This is a genomic window from Kitasatospora sp. NPDC098652 (assembly GCF_044760155.1).
GTDB lineage: Bacteria > Actinomycetota > Actinomycetes > Streptomycetales > Streptomycetaceae > Kitasatospora.
This window is the reverse complement of record NZ_JBIWAQ010000002.1, coordinates 790846-812604: the sequence shown is the minus strand read 5'-3', so window position 1 is coordinate 812604 and position 21759 is coordinate 790846. Positions and strand designations below refer to the sequence as shown.

The 21759-nt window shown below is 72.4% G+C and carries 23 protein-coding genes; 9 read left to right on the top strand and 14 right to left on the bottom strand.

Annotated features, from left to right (window positions below):
• Positions 1-448 precede the first annotated feature (448 nt).
• The 4 genes from ACIQWA_RS07595 to ACIQWA_RS07580 are packed head-to-tail and all read left to right on the top strand — an operon-like array spanning position 449 to position 3320.
• On the top strand, positions 449-691 hold the full coding sequence (locus ACIQWA_RS07595; RefSeq protein ID WP_402479424.1) for a hypothetical protein: 243 nt from the start codon (positions 449-451) through the stop codon (positions 689-691).
• Entirely contained in the window at positions 688-909 is a 222-nt protein-coding gene (locus tag ACIQWA_RS07590) for a hypothetical protein (RefSeq protein ID WP_360493421.1), read from the top strand. The genes ACIQWA_RS07595 and ACIQWA_RS07590 overlap by 4 nt, the downstream gene beginning before the upstream one ends.
• 34 nt (positions 910-943) lie before the next feature.
• Complete coding sequence (locus ACIQWA_RS07585; protein WP_402479421.1) at positions 944-1597, top strand: plasmid mobilization protein; 654 nt, start codon at positions 944-946, stop codon at positions 1595-1597.
• Positions 1578-3320 (top strand): relaxase/mobilization nuclease domain-containing protein, encoded by a 1743-nt coding sequence (locus ACIQWA_RS07580; protein WP_402479419.1) that lies wholly within the window; start codon positions 1578-1580, stop codon positions 3318-3320. Before ACIQWA_RS07585 ends, ACIQWA_RS07580 begins: the two co-directional genes overlap by 20 nt.
• 75 nt (positions 3321-3395) lie before the next feature.
• On the opposite strand, the gene ACIQWA_RS07575 is transcribed toward ACIQWA_RS07580, so the two are convergent.
• Positions 3396-3713 (bottom strand): hypothetical protein, encoded by a 318-nt coding sequence (locus ACIQWA_RS07575; protein WP_402479416.1) that lies wholly within the window; start codon positions 3711-3713, stop codon positions 3396-3398.
• A gap of 172 nt (positions 3714-3885) precedes the next feature.
• Positions 3886-4356, bottom strand: coding sequence for a hypothetical protein (locus tag ACIQWA_RS07570; RefSeq protein WP_360493409.1), 471 nt, complete (start codon positions 4354-4356; stop codon positions 3886-3888).
• Positions 4357-5013: 657 nt separating this feature from the next.
• Between ACIQWA_RS07570 and ACIQWA_RS07565 the strand changes: the two genes are divergently transcribed.
• The 5 genes from ACIQWA_RS07565 to ACIQWA_RS07545 all read left to right on the top strand — a co-directional run bounded on the left by ACIQWA_RS07565 (position 5014) and on the right by ACIQWA_RS07545 (position 9783).
• A complete protein-coding gene (locus ACIQWA_RS07565) occupies positions 5014-5445 on the top strand; it encodes a hypothetical protein (RefSeq protein WP_402479414.1) in 432 nt (143 codons plus the stop codon).
• Positions 5446-5530: 85 nt separating this feature from the next.
• Complete coding sequence (locus tag ACIQWA_RS07560; protein WP_402479413.1) at positions 5531-6856, top strand: MFS transporter; 1326 nt, start codon at positions 5531-5533, stop codon at positions 6854-6856.
• Positions 6857-6901: 45 nt separating this feature from the next.
• Positions 6902-8170, top strand: a complete 1269-nt coding sequence (locus tag ACIQWA_RS07555) for an ATP-grasp domain-containing protein (protein WP_402479410.1) — start codon at positions 6902-6904, stop codon at positions 8168-8170.
• A gap of 123 nt (positions 8171-8293) precedes the next feature.
• Positions 8294-9274: a hypothetical protein gene (locus tag ACIQWA_RS07550; protein WP_402479407.1), complete on the top strand. Its 981-nt coding sequence runs from the start codon at positions 8294-8296 to the stop codon at positions 9272-9274.
• A gap of 110 nt (positions 9275-9384) precedes the next feature.
• The gene (locus tag ACIQWA_RS07545; RefSeq protein WP_402479404.1) at positions 9385-9783 is read left to right on the top strand and encodes a hypothetical protein; all 399 of its coding nucleotides are present in this window, start codon (positions 9385-9387) and stop codon (positions 9781-9783) included.
• A gap of 464 nt (positions 9784-10247) precedes the next feature.
• Here the strand turns inward: ACIQWA_RS07545 and ACIQWA_RS07540 are convergent, their stop codons facing one another.
• From ACIQWA_RS07540 to ACIQWA_RS07485, 12 genes are all read right to left on the bottom strand, one after another.
• Entirely contained in the window at positions 10248-10616 is a 369-nt protein-coding gene (locus ACIQWA_RS07540; RefSeq protein WP_402479402.1) for a hypothetical protein, read from the bottom strand.
• A complete protein-coding gene (locus ACIQWA_RS07535) occupies positions 10613-11029 on the bottom strand; it encodes a hypothetical protein (protein ID WP_402479399.1) in 417 nt (138 codons plus the stop codon). Before ACIQWA_RS07535 ends, ACIQWA_RS07540 begins: the two co-directional genes overlap by 4 nt.
• A gap of 519 nt (positions 11030-11548) precedes the next feature.
• On the bottom strand, positions 11549-12154 hold the full coding sequence (locus ACIQWA_RS07530; RefSeq protein WP_402479396.1) for a DUF317 domain-containing protein: 606 nt from the start codon (positions 12152-12154) through the stop codon (positions 11549-11551).
• A gap of 343 nt (positions 12155-12497) precedes the next feature.
• Positions 12498-14297 (bottom strand): hypothetical protein, encoded by a 1800-nt coding sequence (locus ACIQWA_RS07525; RefSeq protein WP_402479394.1) that lies wholly within the window; start codon positions 14295-14297, stop codon positions 12498-12500.
• Entirely contained in the window at positions 14294-15439 is a 1146-nt protein-coding gene (locus ACIQWA_RS07520; RefSeq protein ID WP_402479725.1) for an AAA family ATPase, read from the bottom strand. Before ACIQWA_RS07520 ends, ACIQWA_RS07525 begins: the two co-directional genes overlap by 4 nt.
• Positions 15440-15627: 188 nt before the next feature.
• On the bottom strand, positions 15628-15771 hold the full coding sequence (locus ACIQWA_RS07515) for a hypothetical protein (RefSeq protein ID WP_402479392.1): 144 nt from the start codon (positions 15769-15771) through the stop codon (positions 15628-15630).
• 161 nt (positions 15772-15932) lie between these two features.
• A complete protein-coding gene (locus tag ACIQWA_RS07510) occupies positions 15933-16793 on the bottom strand; it encodes a hypothetical protein (RefSeq protein WP_402479389.1) in 861 nt (286 codons plus the stop codon).
• Positions 16794-16814: 21 nt separating this feature from the next.
• Positions 16815-18446, bottom strand: coding sequence for a DUF317 domain-containing protein (locus tag ACIQWA_RS07505; protein WP_402479387.1), 1632 nt, complete (start codon positions 18444-18446; stop codon positions 16815-16817).
• A gap of 60 nt (positions 18447-18506) precedes the next feature.
• The gene (locus tag ACIQWA_RS07500; protein WP_402479384.1) at positions 18507-19469 is read right to left on the bottom strand and encodes a hypothetical protein; all 963 of its coding nucleotides are present in this window, start codon (positions 19467-19469) and stop codon (positions 18507-18509) included.
• 2 nt (positions 19470-19471) lie between these two features.
• A complete protein-coding gene (locus ACIQWA_RS07495) occupies positions 19472-20257 on the bottom strand; it encodes a hypothetical protein (RefSeq protein WP_402479382.1) in 786 nt (261 codons plus the stop codon).
• 13 nt (positions 20258-20270) lie between these two features.
• Positions 20271-20849 (bottom strand): hypothetical protein, encoded by a 579-nt coding sequence (locus tag ACIQWA_RS07490; protein WP_402479379.1) that lies wholly within the window; start codon positions 20847-20849, stop codon positions 20271-20273.
• A 140-nt stretch (positions 20850-20989) separates the two neighbouring features.
• A complete protein-coding gene (locus ACIQWA_RS07485; protein WP_402479376.1) occupies positions 20990-21757 on the bottom strand; it encodes a hypothetical protein in 768 nt (255 codons plus the stop codon).
• Positions 21758-21759: the final 2 nt, after the last annotated feature.

The following is a 21759-nucleotide window of genomic DNA, read 5'->3' as shown; positions in this document are numbered from 1 at the left end:
GGTGCCCTCGGTGGGTCCGTCCGGTTCGGTGCCCTCGGTGGGTCCGTCCGGTTCGGTGCCCTCGGTGGGTCCGTCCGGTTCGGTGCCCTCGGTGGGTCCGTCCGGTTCGGTGCCCTCGGTGGGTCCGTCCGGTTCGGTGCCCTCGGTGGGTCCGTCCGGTTCGGTGCCCTCGGTGGGCTCGTCCGGTTCGGTGCCCTCGGCGGGTCCGTCCGGTCCGGTCTCCTCGGTGGGCTCGTCCGGTCCGGTGCCCTCGGCGGGTCCGTCCGGTCCGGTCTCCTCGGCGGGTCCGTCCGGTTCGGTGCCCTCGGCGGGTCCGTCCGGTCCGGTCTCCTCGGCGGGTCCGTCCGGTTCGGTGCCCTCGGCGGGTCCGTCCGGTCCGGTCTCCTCGGTGGGCTCGTCCGGTCCGGTGCCCTCGACCGGACGAAAGCGAGTTCAGCTGGAGGAGCTGGTGCCGGTCGCCAGGGAGGCCGCCGCGAAGGCCGGCCGGGTTAACCGGGACGTCGTCGCGGACGGCCTCCGGGAGCAGGGCTACTCCATCAGCAACGAGCGCATGGGGAAGCTGCTGCAGATGATCGACGACACCAACACCAAACCTCCGCCGAAACCCGTGACCGGCACCCCGCACTCTCCGCACTTCGCCGCCCAGCGGCCCACTCCCACGCCCAACTCCATTCCAAGGAAGCGCTCATGAGCACCAAGTCGAAGACCACCACCCCGGACGCCCTGATGCAGCTCCTCCTGGAGCAGCGGCTCGTCCGATCCGCCAAGGCCGCCAACGACGGCAGCTGGCTGGTCCGCCGGACCGTCGGCGGTCCGAAGGTTGTCCTGGAGAGCCCGGTCGAGGCCATGGACTACGGGCTCGGCGTGCTCCTGGACGCGAAGCTCGAGCTGGAGGCCACCGCCGCCTGAGTGCGCCAAGTTCCTTGTCCGTGACCGCAGTTATGTGGCTGACGGCTCGGCCCCTACGGCGCAGCAAGCTATCGCCAAAGCCGGGCTTACGCCCGACTTTGGCACTTGCCCTCGCCCCGGTGGGGGCGAGGGAGGGCCGAGGACGAGTCGAGCGGGGGCGCTCGACTCGTCCTCGGCCACCGGCACCAGGGGGTGCCGGCAGGAGAAGGAGGAGGAGAAGATCGAGACGCCGAGCGCCGCCGCCGAGCCGTCCGCCGCCGAACCGACCAGCGACGCACCCCTCGTACGTCGACCGCGCCGCCGCCACCGCGATCCCCAGAGCCGCACTCGCAAGCTGACTGTGCGTCTCAACGAAGACGAAGAAGCCGAGATCGCCGCCGCTGCCGCCAGCCGCGCTGTGACCGTTGGTCGCTTCATCGCGACCAGTGCCATCAGCGCCGCCCGCGGTCACAGCGCCGCCGCCGATCCGCAAGACCGCCTCGATCGCGCGGTCGACGAACTCGTCGCCAGCCGAGCGCAGCTCGCCCGCGTCGGCAACAACTTGAACCAGTTGACGTTTGGGTTCCATGCCGCCGGTTACGTTCAGCCGGCAGAGCTGGCGCTCACCCTCGGTGCCGTCCGCAGGGCCGTGATGGTCGTCGACGACACCGCCGCGAAACTGGTCAACGGTGGACCGCTTGGTCCCTGATGTCAGCCGCGGCAACAAGACCTACGGGTTGTTGGCCTACCTCTACGGCCCCGGTCGGCGCGACGAGCACCTCGACCCCCACCTGGTGGCGAGTTGGGATGGCTTCGCGCCGGACCCGGGCCGCGACCCGAACGCCACCCTCAAGCAGCTGGAGCAGGCCCTCGACTTGCGGGTCAACCAGCGCGGCCGGCGGCGCCTGAAGAACCACGTCTGGCACTGCCCGGTGAGCCTGGACCCGGACGAGCGGCTCCTGACCGACGAGGAGTGGGGCGAAGTGGCCCGCCGCGTCGTAGCCGCCGCCGGCATCGCCGAACCCGGCGACCCGGACGGCTGCCGTTGGATCGCGGTACGCCACGACCCCCGCCACATCCACATCATGGCCACCATCGTGCGTGGCGACCTGCGCGGCGCCCGCCTCCACAATGACGCCCAGCGCGCGCAAGACGAATGCCGAGAGATCGAGAAGGAGCTCGGCCTGCGCCAGCTCAACCCAGGAGACAAGACGGCAGCCAAGCGGCCCACCAGTGCGGAAGGGCACAAGGCGGAGCGCCTCGGCCGCCCGGAGCCCATGCGTCTGCAGCTCAGGGACCGGGTACGCCAAGCCGTCGCCGGCGCCGCCGACGTCGCCGAGTTCCTCGGCCGCCTCGAAGCGTCCGGCCTGTTGGTGCGGCGCAAGGTCGGCCCGTCCGGCGACGTTCTCGGCTACTCCGTTGCCCACCCGGACGACCGCAACGCCCAAGACGAGCCGATCCTTTTCAGCGGCTCGAAACTTGCGCCGGACCTCTCCCTTCCGCGCATCCGAAAGCGCCTCAGCGGCGCCGTCGGGGCCGGCCTGCCGGGCGAGGCCCAGGTGGGCGACCCGGGCGCCGGTAAGGCGCGGGTGCCCGGCTCCAAGGCCGCCCGTGCCCGCCGAGAGGCCGCCGACGCGGTTGACGACGCCACCCGCACGATCGAGGACGGGCCCGACGAAGCCGCGGCGGCACAGCTGGTCGGCGCCATCGAGATCATCGACGTCCTGGCCGTGCGCGCTCCGGCTGACACCAGGGCTCAACTCCTAGCGGCAGCACGGGCATTCGAACGGGCATCTCGCTCCCACGTCCGCGCCGAGCGGGCCGACAACCGGGCCGTCCGCACGGCGGCCCGCCAGCTGCTCAGCGACGGCTACGCAGGGAACCGCGGCGAGGACGGGGGTACGGTCGCCATGCTGCTGTCGGCACTGATCCTGCTGGCCATCGCCTCCGCCCGGTGGCACTCCGCTCGCTCGCATGCCCAGCAGGCTGCAGCGGCGAGCGCCGCAGCCGAACAGCTCCGTGCGGCGTACGCCACGGTGGCCGCCCGCCCGATGGCAGCCATGGCCGCACAAGGCCGCTCCCTGCCGTCGCCCGTCCGCGAACGCCAGGACGCGGTCATCCGTGCCAAGCTGCCCGAGGCCCAGGCCGCTGAGCACGGCGGGAACGACTGGGATGCGCTCGCAGCCACCCTCGCCGAAGCGGAGGCCGCCGGCCACGACCCGGCCGCGCTCCTCGAGCAAGCCCGGGACCGCCGCGAACTGGGTACCGCGGAGTCCGTCACCGCCGTCATGGTCTGGCGCGTTCGCCGGATCGCGAAGCTGTCTGCCGCGCCCTCGGCCGCGCCCGGAAAGGCCGGCGCCCATCCCAAGTCCGCAGGGCCTGCTGCCCCCGCGCCCGCACCGCAGCGCCGGGGCCGGCCCGGCCGGAGCTGACCGTCCGGGTCCTCTCGTGCACCCGCACGAGAGGACCCGGACGCGGCCGGTCGAGACCGGAGTCGCGGCGGCTCGTTACCAGTTCTCCTCCAAGCCGATCCAACCGTCGTGGCTGTCCTGGCTGTCCCCGTCCGGGAAGTCGATGATGTCCGGGCCGTCTCCGTCGGGGAACATGAAGTCGGAGAGCATTGGCTCGGCGCAGTAGCACTCGCCGTCGATGCAGTCCCGCGTCCCAGCGCAGCGGCCCAAGTTGGGGAGTGGGGGCAGGGGCGGGAGCGGGGCAGGCCGTTGGATCCGGATCACGGCCGGGACCACCTTGCCGTCCACCCAGACTCCGCCCGCCAGCAGTTCGTAGCCGCCAGCCTCGCCCGCGCTGTCGTTGTCGATCGTCATGATCTGCCTCCTGAGATCCGCCGACCGGCAGGTCGGCACCAATGCTTGCCGAAGGTGAAAGGGGCCAAGGAAGGGGCCAGCACCCTCCCTTCGCCGTTCCAGGCGACCGGATGCACGGTCGGCGAGCGCCGTTCCAGGTCGGCGGCGCCCAGACGGAACCGTGGTCGAGTGCTCAGAGCCGTACAAGCAGCACGGCCGAGATGATCAGCGCCGTCCGGTGGAGGGCCTGATCGGCCAAGTACAGGCCATTGAGGCCGGCCGAGCGAAGGTCCGCGAACTGCGGTGAACCGAGCCGGCGGAGGATCCAGCGTACGGGCCACCGGCGATCCAAGATCGCGTGAGTGGCGAATGACCAGGCCAGCGCCGTTGTCGAACCGAGCGCGGTCGCAGGAAGCGGCACGGCGATCCTGATCGCACCGTACAGGCCGACGAGGACCAGGTGGTAGCTCAGGCAGTGCGAGAGGCAGGCTCCCCAGCCACGGCGAGGACTCACGCCGGCGGCGACCTCCTCGTCGCTCGGGGCTGCCTTTCGTGCCGCCTGCCGGTCGGTTTGGCCCAGCACATGGTCGGCCAGCACATGGCCGACGCCGAGCACCACCATGACCGCGCCGAACGCTGCCAGGAGATTCTGACTGGTGTCCAACGAGTTCTCCTTCCGGGATGGTGCCGAGCGCGATTCGCCCGGCACCGGAAATGCGTGAAGGGGGCCAGCACTTCGGTGCTGGCCCCCTTCACGCGGGGGTGGGAATCACGGCTTGCCGCGCGGCGGCAAGCGGCCACAGCGGATGTGGCGGCGTGGCATAGCACAAGTTCGGCTCGCTACAGCGAGCCCGTCGGCCGGGACTCTGGTGATCCGCCCGCCGGCGGATGCGATCGACGCTTCGACGGCGGGCGTGCCAGCGCCCGACCGCAGCAGGAGGACCCGCCGTGCGCACCGACCAGGTCACCGTCCTGATCACCGAGACCGGTGACGACGTGAACGCCCACGTCAAGGGACCGCTCACACCCCGGACGTACGAGACCGGCGACCCCTCGCAGCGCTACCGCGGCATCATCGACCCGCTGGAGAGCCACGGCCTGGAGTGCGTCGTCGACTACGGCGCGAGCGACTACATCGTCAACGTCCTGCTGGCGGACGGCAGCCACCTGGCGATCTCCCCGCCGGAAGACTGCGGCGACTACCGGCCCGGATCGCCCCCCCAGCTGGCTCGTCACCCGCGACCACCCGGACACCCTGGACCTGTTCGAAGTCGCCTACGACAGCGAGCCGCACGGCCCGCACGCCGCCAACGGCGGCAGCGTGGTGGGACTGCTGGCCGGGGTGTACGGGTACCTGGACCGCATCGACCCGAGTTGGCGCAGGGCAGAGGCCACGCTGTTGCGAGCGGAGGCGCTGCTCCGGCAGGCCGGCTTCGTCAAGAACCTTTCAGCGGAGCACACTTCGTACCGGCTGCCCGCCACCCTCGCCGAGTCGGCGCAGCGCCGGGCCGCCGTGGCCCGTGCCGTGGACGCACTGCGTGCCGCGGGGTACGGCGTCACCTGCCCGACTCGGGCTCCCGGCCTTCTGCCCGCTGCCGGACAACAGGTCGTCCTCGGCGCCCCAACTGCCGCTGTGCGGCGCGAGGCCGCCCTCGCGAACACGCCGTCCGCCGGGCCCGCCGGCGATCAGCGCGTAGCCCCGGGCGTACCGGCACCCGCCGTCGTAGCCCCGCCCGGTGTCCACCGCCGCTGACCGCCTCCACCGCGACCGCCAGATCCGCACGGGCAGGCAGCAGCAGCTGCACCGTCCCGTACAACGCCCAAGCCGGAGAGCCCTCTTGCCCCTCTCGATCATGCAGCCCGCGGACCTGGAGCCGTCCCACCGCGTCCGGCGCCGCCCCCGGCAGAGCGACCGGGACTGGCTGCTGCGCTGCTACGTGCTGCGCGGCGCCGACGCCCTGGCGGGATCGGTGATCACCTACGCCGTGCCGCTGCTGGTCCTCACCCTCACCCACTCGGTGATGTGGACCGGGCTGGCCTTCCTGCTGGAGTGGATGCCCAGGTTGTCGGCCGTCGTGCTCGGCGGGGCGATGGTCGAACGCCACAGCCCGCAGACCGCCGTCCTCGCGACCAGCCTGGCGCGGGCCGCCGCCGCCCTGCTCACCCTGGCGGGGATGAGCCTCGGGCTGGGCGTGGCGGCCGTGCTCGCCTTCGGCATCGTCGCCGGCATGCTGGCCGAAGGCAGCTTCCTGGCGGTCGAATCCCTCGGCACCGAGGCGAGCCGACGTGCTGGCACCCAGGTCCACCGGGTGCAGTCCAGGTGCACCGCCATCGACCGCAGCGCCGCGCTGCTCGGTCCGCTGCTCGGCGGCGCGCTCCTGCTCGCCGGGCCGGCCCTCCTGCTGACCACCGTCGCGGTCCTGTCCACCGTCACCATCACCATGGCCCTGGTCATGCACACCCAGCGTGCCCGCATGCGCCTGGCCGCCGAGGCCCGCCGCGAACGCGCCCGCGACGCACTCGCGAGCGGAGTCGACACCCTTGTGCGCACCCCCGCGCTCGCCTGGCTGATCGGCACGCTCGCCGCAGCGAACTTCGTCCTCGGTGTCCTGCAGGTGTCCACCCCGATCACCGTCGCCCAGGACCTGCACCGCAGCACCGCCGCCACCGGCCTGGTGTGGAGCGTCGCGGCCGGCGCCTCCCTGCTGGCCGCCCTGGCCGCGAAGCCCGCCGTCGACCGCTTCGGCCTGTTCCCGGTGATCGTGACCTCCACCGTCGTCGCCTGCACCGCCGCCGGCGCCGCCGCGATCGCCCCGACCCTGACCACCTACACCGCCGCGGTGGCCACCGTGATGGCCGCCGAAGGCGCGGCCACCGTCGCCCTGCGCACCGCCCGCGCCCGGCTGATCCCCGCCCGACGCTTCTCCGCGACACTGGCCACCTGCGTCTTGCTCGTCCTGGTCCCGCTGCCGCTGGCCGGCCTGCTGGTCTTCGCCGTTCCGGCGGCCAACGTGAGGGCGCTGCTGTTCGCCACCGCCGTGGCGACCACCGTCGCCACGGCCCTCTGCCTGGTCGGCCTCCACGGCCACCGGCACTCCTACGAGCACCCGGGTGCCGAATCCTCCGCGAAGGCGGACGAGGAACTCCTGGCCCAGGCCGCCTGACCCACCAACCCCAACTCCCTTCCACCACTTGGAGAACAGCACCACATGACGACGACCGCCGCCCTTCCGGACGACGCCCGCGACGACGGGGTGCTCCTGGTCCTCGGCACGGGCGACCAGACGTTCAGCTCGTACTGCCTGGCCTCCGCCTCCAAGCGAAGCCCGCTGGTCCTGGTGAGCGCCGCCGAGCCGACCTGGCAGCAGCCCTACCTTCGCGACCATGAGGTCGCCGACCTCAGCGACCTCGAGGATCTGCGGTGGGCGGTCGCCCGCCTCGCCGAGCGTCACGAGATCAAGGGAGTGGTGACCTGGGACGAGCACGCCCTCGTTGCGGCCTCGCACATCGCCACCGACCTCGCGGTGCCCGGCCAGTCCTCCGCGACCGCGACAGCCTGTCGTAACAAGGCCGCGAGCAGGGCGGTCTGGTCGTCCGAACGCGTGCCGTGCGCCCAGTCGATCCGAGTCACCTCCCTGGTGACCGCCACCACCGCGGCACGCCGCATCTGCCTGCCCGTGGTCCTCAAGCCGGCCTCCCACACCGGCGGCATCGGCGTCGTCAAGGTCGACCACCTCGACGAGCTGCCGGCCGCGTTCACCTACGCCAGCGCCCGCGCGAAGGGCCAGGGCCAGGAGGGCAGCGGCATCCTCGTCGAGGAGTACCTGGACGGCCCCGAGATCGCGGTGGAGTGCGTGACCTCCCACGGCATCACCACCGCCGTCGCCGTCACCCGCACCGAACTCGGCGCAGGGCCGCACTTCGGGGCGATCGGCCACGTCGTCACCGCCGGCGACCCGCTCCTCGCCGAAGTCGCGCCGATCGCCGAGGCGGCGCTCGACGCCCTCGGCGTCAACTGCGGTATCTCCCACGTCGAGATGCGCCTGACCACCACCGGCCCCAAGCTGATCGAGGTCAACGCCCGCCTGGGCGGAGATCTGGTGGGCCACCTGGTCCGCCTCGCCACCGGCATCGACCTCGCCGCCGCCGCGGTCGACATCGCCCTGGGCCGCGAACCCGACCTCACCCCCACCCGGGCAGCCGCCGCTGGCATCCGCCTGCTCTACCCGGCCACCTCCGGAACCGTCCGCACCGCGCAGCCACGCCCCGAACTCGGCACCCCCGACTGGCTGGAACGCCTCGTGTGGGAAATGCGGCCCGGCCAGCAGACCCTGCTGCCCCCGCAGGGCGATCCCGGCACCGCCCGCTTGGGGCACCTGGTGGTCACCGGCGCCGACGTCGCCCAGGTGCAGGAGCACCTCGCCCACGCCGAGGGCCTGCTCGACATCGCCGTCGACCCTCAGCCGGCCACCGGCTGACCCCACCCGCCAGTGGACCCGGTGCGCTGCTGACACCGGGCCCGTCGAGACCATCGCCGCCCACCCCGGCCCGACAACACCCTTCGCACCGGGCCACGCAGAGAGAACCCTGGACCAGGACCCGTGAACCTCAACTCGTACTCCACTGCCCTCGCCGCGAAGCTGCCGGGGACCTGGCGGGTCGAGCACCACCAGAACCCCGACCCGGACAGGGCCGACCTCATCTCGCTGCTCGTCCTCCGGCCCACCCCCCAGTTCGCCGACTTCCAGAACGCCGCCGTCCTCCACAACCTCGCCCGGCCGATCGGCCTGCTCGTCACCGAAGAGCAACACCCCACCAGGCCCGGCTACACGATCCGCTCGATCGCGCTGACCGAGGGCAACTCCTACATGGAGCACGTCAACGAAGGCGAGGCGCTCGAACTCCACGTCCCCGGTGACCGTGAGCCGGCCAGCGCAGCAGCCGACATCGCCCGCGACCTGCTGCCCCGCCACGACCAGATCCGCGCCCGCCAGCGCCTGACCGTCCTGGAGCGAGCGCTCGGACAGGCTCAAGCGGCCGTCGACCACTGGGACTCGATCTCCGACAGCCTGAGCGACGAGCAGGGCTGGCCGCTGGACGAGAAGCTCTACGGAGACGGCGTCGTCCGCCGCGACGCCGCCGCTCTCCGCCACCTCCAGGACGTCCTGCCCTACGCCGAGGCCCTCCTGCGAGACGGCCGGACCGCCCAGGCCAACCTGTCACCCGGGCCGACCGCCGATCGGGCCGGCTGGATGCTGGGCGAGCTGGAGAACGCCTTCACGAGCGCCCGCGGGATCCTCCACCAATGGAACGACACCTTGACGAGGACCACCACGGTCGACGGCTACAACGAGGCGATCGAGGAACGCAACGCCGAAACGTGGCACGACGCGTACACCTGGCTCAGCCACGGACCGGCCCTCACCGCGCTACTCCGAAGCGCTGCCGAACCTGGCGGCGCGATCCGAAGCGCTGCTGCGCAGGCTCGTTCTCCTCGGCGGGTCGCCGGTGGCCCGCCGGGCCAAGCCGAGCCCAGTCCCGGCCCGACGTCCGTCAAACAGGCGCCGGAACAGCGACGATGATGAATCGTCCGACATCCCTGATGGTCACATCTGGATAACGGAATGCGGCTTCGGGAATAAAATCGGGCATTTGATTGTTATACCGGCCACTTCTGATGAAAGGGCTGTACTTGTCGGATCTGCCGAGACGTCGTGACGACCACGAGCCGACGTTCCTCCCGCCGCTCGCCGATGCTGACCTCCACATCCCCGACTTCCCGATGGTTGTTCCGGAGCCCGAGCCCGGCAGGCCCGTCATCCGGGCGGTGCCGCACGCCGACGAGCTGAACCCGCGCGGAATCGTGATCACCTGCGAGCACTGCAAGGCCCGTCGCGACTGGATGCTCCTGAACGTTCGCGAGCAGGTGTTCGTCCGCTGCCGCTGCTCGCACGAATGGCTGGAGCGGGACCTGACGGTCGACTACTTCGACCAGCACTTCTCCCACCCGGAGAAGGTGTGGGACAACTTCGAGGTCGCCATGACCTCGACCGGCTACGACGGCGCCTTCGCGGGGATCTATCTCAACTGAGCCGTCGCCCGAGCCGCGGCAATTGCGCCGGCCTCGGCCGGGCGAATCCCGGACCGGGCGGGGTACCTGGTGCGGCCGAGCCTCGCAGAGCCGTGTCGGCAGTGCACAACTGCATTGCTGTGCTTGCTGGATGTGAAATGACGGGAGGTCCCCGATGCCGTCGATGCTGGGGCGCGAAGTGCCCGGGTACCGGCGTACGTGCCGGTATGCCGGGCGCGGGTGCACCTGCTACTACACCGGACAGTTCGGTCGGCAGGCCGCACGACTGCGCCGGCGCCGGGCGCGCCGGGTGGAAGCCCGCACGTGGCCGGACACCGACGGCGCGTAGTCGACTCCAACACCGATTCGGCCCTGACCTGGTGTTCCGCACCCGGTGTTGAGTTTCGACATCTGCACCACGAACGAGGCGGTGCCGCGAGGATTCGCGGCACCGCCTCGTTCGCATTCCCGGAGGACACTGCGGTTCAGCGACCGGGTAGACCGTAAGTGCCCGGGGTGCTCTCGCACGCCTGGCCGGAGCCGAGCAGCCGGGTGAGGCTCAGCCGTACGACGGCCAGCCGCAGGCTGAGGCGTGCGGCCAGCTCCTCGCAGGTCGCCGCTCCCTCCTCCAACTGGCCCAGCACCGCACGGTCGGCGTTGTCGTCGAGCAGCCGGGACACCAGATACAGCGCGAATACGGACACCGCGCACCCGGTGAGCGCGATCGCGATCAACGCCGGGCTGTGCCACACGGCGCTTACCACGGCCTCGGCGCCCGTGAGGACGATGAGCGAGATCTCGCAGATCGCCGCACGGCGCAGTCCTCGGCGGGAGATCGTCGAGGTGATGGTCACAAAGCCTCCTGGGCGAGCGGAGCGTAGCGTGAGCGGTCGAAGAAGCGGCAGTCGGTGCGCGGTGGGCGGATCAGGCATATACGGCACGGGAGTTCGGGTGCTGCCGGGGTGACGTGGTGGTGGCAGAAGGCGCGGCCTGCGCGCGGGTCGCGCACCGGGTGGGCGACGACGAGTTCGGTGAGCAGCTCTGGTCCGGTCCAGCCGCAGCGTCCTTCGCGCGGGTGGAGGCGTGCGGAGCGCTGGCCGGTGTCGATGCCGCCGACGGCCACCAGGTAGAGGTCGCTGGGGGCGAGGTAGGCCAGGACGTGGTAGCGGGTGCGCTCGCCAGCGCTGTTCCTTGGGCCGTAGGCGGTGCCGAAGGCGCGGGCGATGCCGACCTGGCTGCCGTGCAGATCGAGGGTTTCAGGGTCCAACGGGCCTCCGTGGTCGCGGTCTCCGACGCGGGAACGGCGTCGGTGGCTGGCCGCCGGGCCGTGGACCGGCGGCGTGCGAACACGGGCAGATCAGTCCTGCGGGCTGCGGGGACGAGGCACGCGGTCGAGACGGCAGGGCTCGGCCGGGACCGGGACGCGAGACAACAGCGTCCACGCCACCGCCAATTGGCCAACCACCAGCACCGTGCCCCCGAGCGGGGTGTGGTCTCTCCAGGCGGCGTCGTAGACGAGATCGAAGGCGGAGGCCGCGACCAGGACCCTGGCGAAGGCGAGGGCGTCGAGACGGAAGGTGATGACGAGTCCTTTCGAAGGAACAACGGGGGCGCTGGCCGGACCAGGCGGCGTCAACCGGCGGCCGGAGTACGGCGTTGGGCCGCGATGGCAGGTCGGCGGTGGTAGGTGTCGGCGGTTCCCGGCCGACGTGCCGGGTGAGGAGAGGGCCTGCTCGGTAGTTGGTCAACTGCGCAGCAGGGCGACTCGCCTCATCGACGTGCGCTCTCAGGCAGCAAGGGAAGTGGCGGTAACCGGACGGGGCGTGGAGCGGCTGACCAGGGCGGTCAGCAGGTCGAGGACGAGTTCGGCGGGGGTGTGCCGGTCGAAGCGGGCTCTCCAGCCGGACTGGCGGGCGGTACCGTCCACGGCGATGGTCCAGGTGTCCGCGTTCGGGTTGTCGGGCTGGTAGCCCACGTAGACCCGGGTACACGGCGACGCGGCGTGCAGGCCGCCGTCGGCATCAACCACCCAGGCCCAGCCATGCTCGTAGAGGAAAGCGCTCACGATGTTGGCGTTGCCCTCGCCGGTGGGCCAGTTGCGGCGGGGAACGGTGTCGCCGGTCCGCCGACCGCAGACATCCGGGCGGGGCGTGGAGCGGCTGACCAGGGCGGTCAGCAGGTCGAGGACGAGTTCGGCGGGGGTGTGCCGATTGAAGCGGGCTCTCCAGCCGGACTGGCGGGCGGTACCGTCCACGGCGATGGTCCAGGTGTCCGCGTTCGGGTTGTCGGGCCGGTGGCCCATCTGGACCCGGGTGCACGGCGACGCGGCGTGCAGGCCGCCGTCGGCTTCGATGCCCCAGGTCCAGCCATGCTCGCGGAGGAACGCGGTCACGATGTCGGTGTTGCCCTCGCCGATAGGCCAGTCTCGGTGCGGAATGTCCTCGCCAGGACGCGGACCGCGAACAACCGGGGCGGAGATCACGATGGGCAGGGGAATGTCCTCCTCGCGAGGGGCTGCGGTGGTCGTCCATGTTGACTTGGACTGCCCGGATTCGCATAGTCCGTACAGGGGTTGGCTGTCTGCTGCAGGCGAACACGGCGGGGGCCGGCTGCAGAAGGGTTGGCCCTGCCGACAACCGGGGTCCTGCCTCGATGAAGCCGGCGCAGTCGGCGAGCCTGGTCGGTGGTGGACCACTCGTCTCGGTGAGGTTGGCGAAGTCGGCGGACAGGGTGGCTCAGCGTGCTTTTCGGATGGCGGTGGTGGCGGCCTGGGCGATGGCGGCGGGGGCACTGTCGGGCCGGGGCAGGTGGAGCAGGGTAGTTCCCGGCAGGTGCAGGGAGTTCGTGCTGAGGGTGAGCTGGAGTACGGCGCAGCCGGCGTTGGTGAGGCGGTTGATGCGGGTGACCGCCTCGGCGGTTTCGTCCGGGTCGTAGTGGGCGTCAGTTACGACGACGAGGAGGCGGCCGGTGCCGGGGCGGCTGAGGTCGAGGCCGTGGTCGAGCGCGTCGATGGCATCGCCGAGGTTGTGGCTGGCGCCGCGGGCGGCGAAGGTCGTCACCTTGTCCGGAGCCCGGTGGGTGGGGCGGGTCAGCGCCGTCAGGTCGTAGTCGTACGCGACAGTGGCGGTGCGGGAGTCGGGGCCGGTCAAGGCGGCGGCACGGGCCACGATCCAGGCAGCGGACGCGACGGGCCCGCAGGCGGCCGACATGGAGCCGGAGACGTCCACCGCGATGCCCACCCGCAGCGGCGGAGTGGTGCTGCTGCGGCGGCGGGTGGCGGTGAACGGCTCTGCTGTGGGCACCGACCCGCTCGCGCGCTGGGCGTCGCGGGCGAGGGCCTGGCGGACGTTGAGTCGGCCGGGCGGAGTGGGACTGGTGGTCCTCTCCTCGGTCCGCTCACGAAAGGCCGCGGCGCGAAGCGCGCGGCTCAGGGACGCGGCGGCGGTTTGCTCGGCGGCGGTCGGCTTGCGGGTACCGGTCACCGGGCTCCGGGAGGGCCTCGATTTGCCGCCGGGGCTGACGGTGGTTCCGTTCGAGTTGAAAACAGACCTCGCGGTCGCGGCGGCCTTGCGCCGCTGGCCGGCCTGCTGGGCGCGGCCCTGGGCCTTTGCCTCCGCCCGCGCGGCCAGGGCGTTGTCCGCGGCGGCCCGGGCTGCGGAGTCGGCGGCGTCGTTGGCGTCCATGCCGTCCATGACGACCCCCACGGCGTCGGACAGCAGATCGCTGAGGCCCTGCGGCAGGGGCAGGGAAGGGGAGGCGGTGTCCAGGGCGTCGCACCACGCTTTGCCGTGCGCGAGCATGGTGGCGCCGTCGTGGTCGGCGGTCCGTTGGGCCGCGGTCCAGATGCCGGTGAGGGTGGCCAGCAGTTCGTCGCCCAGGACCTGCTCGCACAGGTCGGTGACGGCCCGGGTCTCGCCGGCGTCGAGGATGCCGGCGTCCCGGCGGCCGAGGATCAGGGCCGCCACGCTGGCCGCGTGCCTGATGCCCTGGACACGGGGGTTGGCGATGTCGGGCATGACCAGGGTCCGGGCGCTGGTGCGCAGGTACGTGCGGTCCGTCGGCCGCCGGATCAGGTGGGCGCCCTCGACCCGGCTCTCCTCCAGCAGGAGCGCCGCCTCGACGACGCGCGGGTCCGCGTCGCCCGGCTCCACCCATACGGAGTGGGCGGCGTGGGCGGCCTCGTGAACGAACACGCCCCAGGCGGCGGGATAGCGCTCCTCGTCGCCCACGATCCGCGGACGGATCTCGTGCGGCTGGAGGGCGCCGAACAGTCCGGAGTCGAACTCGATCTCGCCGCCACGCGGGTAGAAGGCGGCCGGCGCGCCGCTGCGGGTACCGGGCCGGCAGGTGACCAGCAGGTCCTGGCGGCCGGACAGCGCGACCAGCCGGTCACCCAGCTCGGCGCCCACGCGCAGCCACGCGGCCGGGGAGGAGGAGGGCTGCGCGGGCGGGGCACCGTCGTCGTCCCAGCGCGCGAGGTCGGCGTCGTCGTCGGGCGTGGTGACGGGGGGCAGGACGTGGTGGTGGGCGCTCATCGCTGGCCCCGGCGAGCGGAGTTGGTGCCGCCCGGGGGCTGCTGGGCGGCCGTGGCGGTGGTGGCGGGGAGCTGCCGGCCGAGGGTGAGGGGTTTGACGTTCTTGATGCCGGCGACCTTGCTGACGGCGGCGGCGACGACGTCGCGGTCCTCCAACGGGGCAATCCCGATCAGGTTCGCCCACGCGGCCGTGGCGCCGAGGACGGCCTCGGTCCGCTTGAAGGCGAGCAGCTCCCGCAGCTGCGGGGCCCAGCCCAGCTCACCCAGCTCGACCTGTCCGGCGAGGTGCCGGGCGACGCGCACAACTCGGGCATCGACCCGCAGCGCCTGGGCGAGGTCATAATCCGTCCCGACCTGGATCTGCACCGAGAACCGGCTTGCGAGCGCCTCCGTCAGGACCGCCCCGTGGACGCCGGGATTGTGGCCTGCGACCACGAAAAAGCCGGGCTGGGCCGTGATGGTCTCGCCCTGGTGCGCCTTGACCTGGATCTGGCGGCGCCCGTCCATCGCCGGATACATCGCCGACAGAACTTTTGGCGAGATCAGGGTCGCGTCGTCGATCAACAGTGCGCGACCCTCGGTCATCGCGGTGACCAGCGGACCGTACTTCCAGACGTAGCCCCCACCGTCGGCCAGCGTGTAGTCGCCGATCAGGTCGCCGACCGTGGTGTCGCCGTCGCCCGCGACGGTGATCAGGTCGGGGAACGCGGCCTCCACCAACGAGGTTTTGCCGGTGCCCGGGGGGCCGTAGAGCAGTACCGGCACGTCGGCGGCACGCAGCCGCGCCAGTGCCTCGACGTCGGGCAGGGAGGCCAGCTCGCGGGGGTGGTAGAGCTGGCCTCCCGCGCGGCGGATCGGGCCGACCTGCCTGGGTGCCTTCGGCGCGGGCGGGGTCGTGCGGGCCGTGGCCGCCTGGGCCCGGGGAGAGTGGGTGCCCGGTGGACTGATCACCACGACTGCCGCGGCGAGGGCGGTCTTCCCGTTCGCGCGGAACTGCCTTCCGGTGCTGAGCTGGTCGGCCTCCCCGCGCTGGACCAGGGTCTTGACTGCCTGCTGGACAGCACCGTGGGAGTGACGCAGCGCCTTGGAAATCTCCCCGATGGTGAGCGGGTCCGTCGGTCGGTCGGCCAGCAATTGGGCCACCTTGGCCCGCAGCTCGCCGGGCTTGGCGTGTGCTGGCTTGACGGGCGGTGCGGGTGTGGTCAAAGCGAGGAACCTCCAAGGGGGTTCGCGGGCGGGCGGGGTTGGCAGTGTGCCGGGATGGCGGGGCCGCTCCCGGAGCGGATCAGGGCGGGATGGTCACCGGGACCGTGGGGGCGCGGCCGGCCCGCTCACGGGCTCTGTCCGGACCAGTTCGCCCGGGTCTCGGCCGGGTCAGGAGCCTCCTCGAAGCCGGCCCGGAGCAGGATTCGCAACGCGGCGGCGTTGTAACTCGTGGTGGTGGTCTCACCGGTGGCGGTGCGCCGGATCGGCACGAACTGCTGGGCTGTGCGCTCTTCGGGCGCCCCTGCCTCGTGGACGGGCGAGGGCTGCCGGGCGGAGTCGAGAGGATGCGAAGTCAGGGTTTCTCCGTGGTGTTCGGGTCGGGGCTTGGGCGGCGGGTGCCCGCCGTGTTCCGGGGTGCGGGACTCGACGGTCAGTGGGCGCGGCGCTGCTGCGGCAGCGTCTGCGGTGCAGCCGAGGCCGACTGCGGGGCTGTCCGTGGGCGCCTGGCCGTGGTGCGCGTACGGGCGGCGTCCGCACGGCGGCTCTCCGCCGGGGTGGTGAACAGCTCGTCGCTCGCGTAGCGGAACGCGCCGGCGGCGTCCTCCAGGAGCTCGGCCTGGATCCGCTGGGGTGCCCGGGCGGCGTCGGCCAGGATCTCGGGGATGCGTGCGTCCAGCAGCCCGGCCTTGCGGGGCAGCCCGTACGCGGAGGCGACGGCATGGCGGGCGGTCGCCTCGATCGTGGCGGACCACGCCGTAGGCAGGTGCGGGCCTTCGGGCACGATGCCGCAGACCGTCGGTCCCAGGTTGGCGAGGGCCCGTGGCAGGGGTGCCTCGTCGTCGATGGCGGCTATGAGGGCCACCTCGAGGGCCGTGTACGACGCGGCCCCCAAGCGCGAGAACAGGTGTCCGTTGTGCAGCCAGGCGACTGCCTGCTGCTGCGGGCCGGGGGTAGGGGCGGGCAACTCCGTTAGCTCGATGACCAATTCGCCGGGGCCTGCGGTCGTGGCGAGGGCCCGCCAGAAGCATGCCAGCCGCGCCGTGCCCTTGAGGGTGTCGGCGTTGGCCAAGGCGGTCAGCACGGCCGGGTCGAGCGGGTTCTGCGGACGCGGGTACACCTGCTGGGCGAGGCGGAAGCCGGCGTCGGCGAGGGCCAAGCAGCCCCTGGACGGCTCCAGCGTCCGGCTCGCGGCGACCAGCAAGTCGGCGACCGGGGCGCTGCCCAGACCCTCGTAGGCGGCGTTCAGCAGGCGGCGGCTGTCCAGGAGCGCGGGGTGTGGGGAGTCGGTCATGGTCGTCTCTACGTGATGGGTTCAGCGCCGCTGGCCGGGGGCGGGGGCGCTGACCGGGGTGCTCGTGGTGGCGGTGCCGGGTTCCGCACTCGGCTGGGGCAGCTGGGTGCCGTGGGCCAGGGCAGCAGCGCGCCGCTGGGCCACAGCGGTGAGGGCCCCGGCACTCACCGGGGTGACGACGGCGATCTTCCGGTCGGTCGCGTCGAGGTGGAGGCCGGTGGTGCTGCGCAGCAGGGGCTCCGGGGAGGCGAGGTCGCGGCAGAGTACGGCGGCGAGGCGGGAGGGGGTGTTCGCGCTGATCTCCGCCATCCAGTACCCGCAGGCCCGGTAGCAGCTGATCCGGGCGGCGGGCTTTCCGCGCAGGTCGTGGAGAGCCGTCGGGACGTCGCAGTGGGCGTTGACGTAGCCATCGGGCGAGCGGAAGGAGACGGAGCCGCGGGGCTCGACGGTGCTTTGCCACCCCGCCTCGGCAAGGGGCAGGAAACCGAGGGCCAGGACTCCAGCCTGGAAGGGCTGGCGGGAGTCCGGTCCGGCTTCGTCCAGCATGGCGAGCGCCTCGTCGACGACGCCGGCGATCAGTTCGGGCGGGACGAGATCACCGCTGGTGATGCGCCAGGCGACGCTCCCTCCCTGGTGCTGGGCACCCCAGACCCGCCAGGCGGCGCTCTGCCGGGTCGGGGTGTCGGTGCCGTCGGGCCAGGCGAGGCCGAGCCTGCCGCACGGGCTGGTCATCGAGTCGGTGCCCAATGTCCAGCCCTGGGGGACGAGATGGCCCTTGACCTGTTCGGCGCCACCACGGCCGGGTCCGGCGTAGTGGCGGGGGGTCACGGTGACCAGGCCCGCTTGCGGGTCGGCAGGGCGGAGCTGCTCGGCAGCGGTCGGTACGGTGGTGGCCGGCAGAGGGCTCTCCAGATCGGTCGGTCGGGTCGGGGTCTTGAGCAGGGGGCGCCACCGGGGCAGGGCGGCGCAGGCGGCGGGGCCGATCGTGACCCTGGCCAGGTGGTGGGAGGGGATCTCGCTGCGGCGGCGCAGTACCGCGTCCGAGGCCAGCGTCACCGCCGCCGTGCGGAGGAACGCCTCGGGCGCCCACGGCGAGGCGATGACGCTCCACGCCAGCTCGGAATCGGTGTCGCCCAGGCCGAAGGAGAGTGTGCGCTCCGGGTGAGAGGGCACCAAGAGGGTGGCGGCGCCGGGCGCGTGGATGAACGTCCGCCAGGGTCCTTGCCTGATCGTCCACCCGGCGTCGGAGAGGATCCGCGCGATGTCGTCACCGGCCCTGCGGTCGGCCAGGACGGAGGACGGGTCGCTGTCGAGCCGGCCAGCGGCGTCCAGGACGAGGCCGTGGGTGAGTTCGTAGGGCGTCCTGGGGCTGAACCAGGCACACCAGAGTCCCTTGGCGTCCGGCTCTCCGCTGGCGTAGGCGGAGAGCCGCCAGTGGTTCCGGAGGTTGCTGCGGCCGAGGGGGAAGTCGCCGCGCTCCAGGGCCATGCGGCGGCAGGGGCTGACGAGCAGGGGTTCCTCGGCGGTGCTGTCCGGATCGTGCTCCCACCCGTACGCGGAGACGAGATGGTCGCCCAGGTCGCCGGGCGCAGTGCCGGTGCCGGCCAGCTCCAAGGGGCGGACGGCGACCAGTTCGTCGGTGTCGGTGGGCAACTCGGGCTCCAAGCAGAGGGGGCGGAACAGCGCCTCGCCGGTCCGGGGCCCCGTCGGCGGTCACCGCCGTGAGGCGCTCGCGGTCGCAGGGTGAGCGGTGGCCGGGTTACCGTCGGGTACGGTGGTGCTCGAGGCGGACAGGCTGGGCAGAGAGCGGGTGATGGCGGCGGCCCGGCGGCTGGTCACGGTGGTGAGGGACTGTGCGGTGACCGGGGTGACGACGGCGACCTCCCGGTCGGTGGCGTCCAGGCGCAGGTGATCGGGATTGCGGATCAGGGGCCCGGGGTCGGCGACGTCGCGGCACAGGGCGGCGGCCAGCCGGGAGGGGGTGTTCGCGCTGATCTCGACTTCCCAGAATCCGAGCGTCCGCCGGCAGGAGATGCGAGCGGCCGGTCGGCCGCGGAGTTCGTACAGGGCGTCGGGGGGCCCGCAGCGGGCGCTGAGGAGTCCGTCGGGCGACTCGAACGTGGCGGCGCCCTTGGGGGTGACCTCGCTGGTCCAGCCCGCGGCTGCTAACGGCAGGAACCCCAGCGCCAGGACACCCGACTCGAACGGTGTCCGGCCGGCCTCGTCGGCCTCGTCCAGCATCGCGGTCGCCTCGCCGATCAGACCTTCGACGATCTCCTCGGGGACCAGGCGCCAGCCGGTGACCCGCCAGGCGACGCCCGCGCCGGCGCGCTGGGTGCCCCAGACCCGCCATGGCGCGTACGTCCGCTCGCGTCCCCAACCGCGCGGCCTGTCCGACTCGGTGGGCCAGGCGATGCCCAGCCGACCGCACGCACTGGTGAGGACGCTCTCCGCATCAACCCATCCCTCGGCCTGGAGACGTTGGCGAAGCCGGTCGACGGCGTCGACGCTAGGCCCCGCGTAGTGGCGAGGGGTGACCGCGACCAACGCCGGTGGCGGGATGGGCTGTTCAGCACCGGCCTCGATTGAGCCAGCGAGTTCCAGCGGGCGGACGGCGACCAGGTCGTCGGTGTCGGGATCGGCGGGCAGCGAGGTCTCCAGGAGCGAGAGGGGCAATGTCAGGACGGGCGGTGCCGCGGCGCCGGCACGGACGCGCTGCTGCCGGTGCGCGGCCGGTCGGAGAGCGGAAGTGCGGTGGACACCGGCAGGGCCGCGGTGCTCCGGACGCGAGCCGCGCCGAACCGTCCGGTGCGCGGCGGGCGTTCGGCGAGCGTCTGGGTGGTCAGCAGGTTCCGGTGCCGCGCCGGGAGCTGCCCGGCCCGGCGGACCGCCGGGGCCAGAAGGGCGGCGGTTGCGGCGGTCAGCAGCGGCTCGGGGGCGGTCACGCCGAACCGCACCGTCCAGGTGCCCTTCTCGGCGGCGCCGGTCAGCATCACCTCGCTGCCGGGGGCTTCCAGCGGGAAGGAGAGGGCAGCACGGCGGTCGGGGGCGGAGACCAGCTCGTAGCCGTCGCGGTGGTGGCCGTCCCAGCCGGCCGCGAGCAGGGCCGCGCGGGCATGGTGGCCGGCTAGGAGGCCGGTGCCGGCGAAGAGGTCTGGGCGGTGGAGGAGGCCGGTGGCAGCCTCGTTGAGGAGAGACTGGGTGATCTCGGCCGGTACCTGGTGGCAGAAGCCGACCGACCAGCCGATCCCGGTCAGGGACAGCGGGGCCGTACCCGATCCAGTGGAGAGCGCGATGCCGGTGGTGCCGCTTACGAGGACTACGTGGGTGGGTGAGTTGTAGGGGCGGAACCAGCCGTGCCGCTCGACGAGGAGCGACGGCAGGTCGGCGTCGCCGGGCCCGGCGAGGTGGGTGGGGCGGACGGAGAGGAGCGGCTCGGTGGAGATGGGGGAAGCAGCGGGCACAAATCTCGTTCGGTCAGGGGGCCAGGACTCGGCCTCGGCCCGCAAGCGGGGTGGCTGGACGCAGGGGGCCAGCGGAGTAGACGACGGCCGGTGGGGTGCCTGCCGGCACGCTCGTGCGGGCGGTGGCCGCGTGGACCCGGCGGCGTCCGTCGTCGTCGGATGGCGGTCCGGGACAGACCCCACGTTCCTCGGCCATCAGCAGGGCGTAGTCGAGCCGGGGCAGGAGTCGACGGCGGACCGTCTCGGCCGCCCGCGCCGGTGACGTGCTGACGGACAGGCCGAACGGCGTCAGGTCCTTCACCGCGCCGGGCTCCGTTCCGGCCGGGGCCAGCGGTGCGATCAGGTAGCAGCCCGCACGGAACGGGCGTGGGAGAACGACCAGCTCCCGGTCTTGGGCGTCACGCAGCATCCCGAGACGGTCGTTGGCGAACTCCAGCAGGGCCCACTGGGTGATCCCGAGGTCCCAGAGCCGCTCGTACACCTCGGTCAGCGCCGCCGACGTGCTTACGTCCTCCAGCGCCGACTCCCAGGTGCCACGAAGCCGGCAGGCCACAGCGCCGGTGAACGCCTCAAGGGCGCGGTTGTTCCTCACCGCCGCCTTCCCCGGTCGACGGACGCCCGGTTGCCGGGGCCGGCGAGGTAGCGGGGGCGGACCAGGGTCTCGACGTCGGGGTCGCGGTGCGGCAGGTAGGTGTCGGGCAAGGGCTAGAGCTCCAGTGGGTGCGGGTTCCGTCAACGGCCGTGATAGCGACGGGTGTTGGGGGAGGTCGGCGACGGTGGCGGGGTTTGCGCGGGTGAGGGCTGGATCGGTGCTGCGCGAAGCCGGGCCGCCTGGGCGCGGGCGGCGGCCGGAAGGGGCGCGGAGGTGTCCCGGGTCCACTCGTACGCGGCGTCGAGGCTGTCGAACTGCCCGCTGCGGACCGTGTAGGCGGGACTCTTATCGTCGGGCAGCTGCCAGAAGAAGACCTGCGCCGGGCCGGGCGACTGCTGGGTGTGGGTGGCGATCACCCAGGTCTCGTACGGTGGTTCGTGGCGGGTGAATGTGTCGTGGACCTCGAATCGCTCACCGCTGCCGCGCAGGAACTCCTCCAGCCGTTCGGTCTCGGCGTCCAGCGGATCGCTCCAGCCTTCCGGCTCCAAGACCCTGCCGGGCTCCGCCCCGCGGCCCACGAGCCAGTTCTGCGCCAGCGGGATCAGCGCGTGCGATGTCATGGTGGCCCGGACCGTGAGGGTGTTCGGGTCGCGGTCGAAGTGGGCGGCGATGATCTGCGGCGCTCCCGGGCGCTCGTTGTAGGAGGCGTACGAGTCCAGTAGGAGGAAGTAGTCGTGCAACCGCGCCCCTGGGCGGCGAGGTGGGGCCGCCGCGCACTGGGCGATGATCCACAGCGAACTCTCGGGGTCGAAAAGCCGGTTGATGGTCCGGGCGGACTCGGGGTCGACCGCGTCGAGCTCGTCGAGATCGAGGTCGTCGCGGGCGTCGTGGAAGGAGGCGATGTACAACG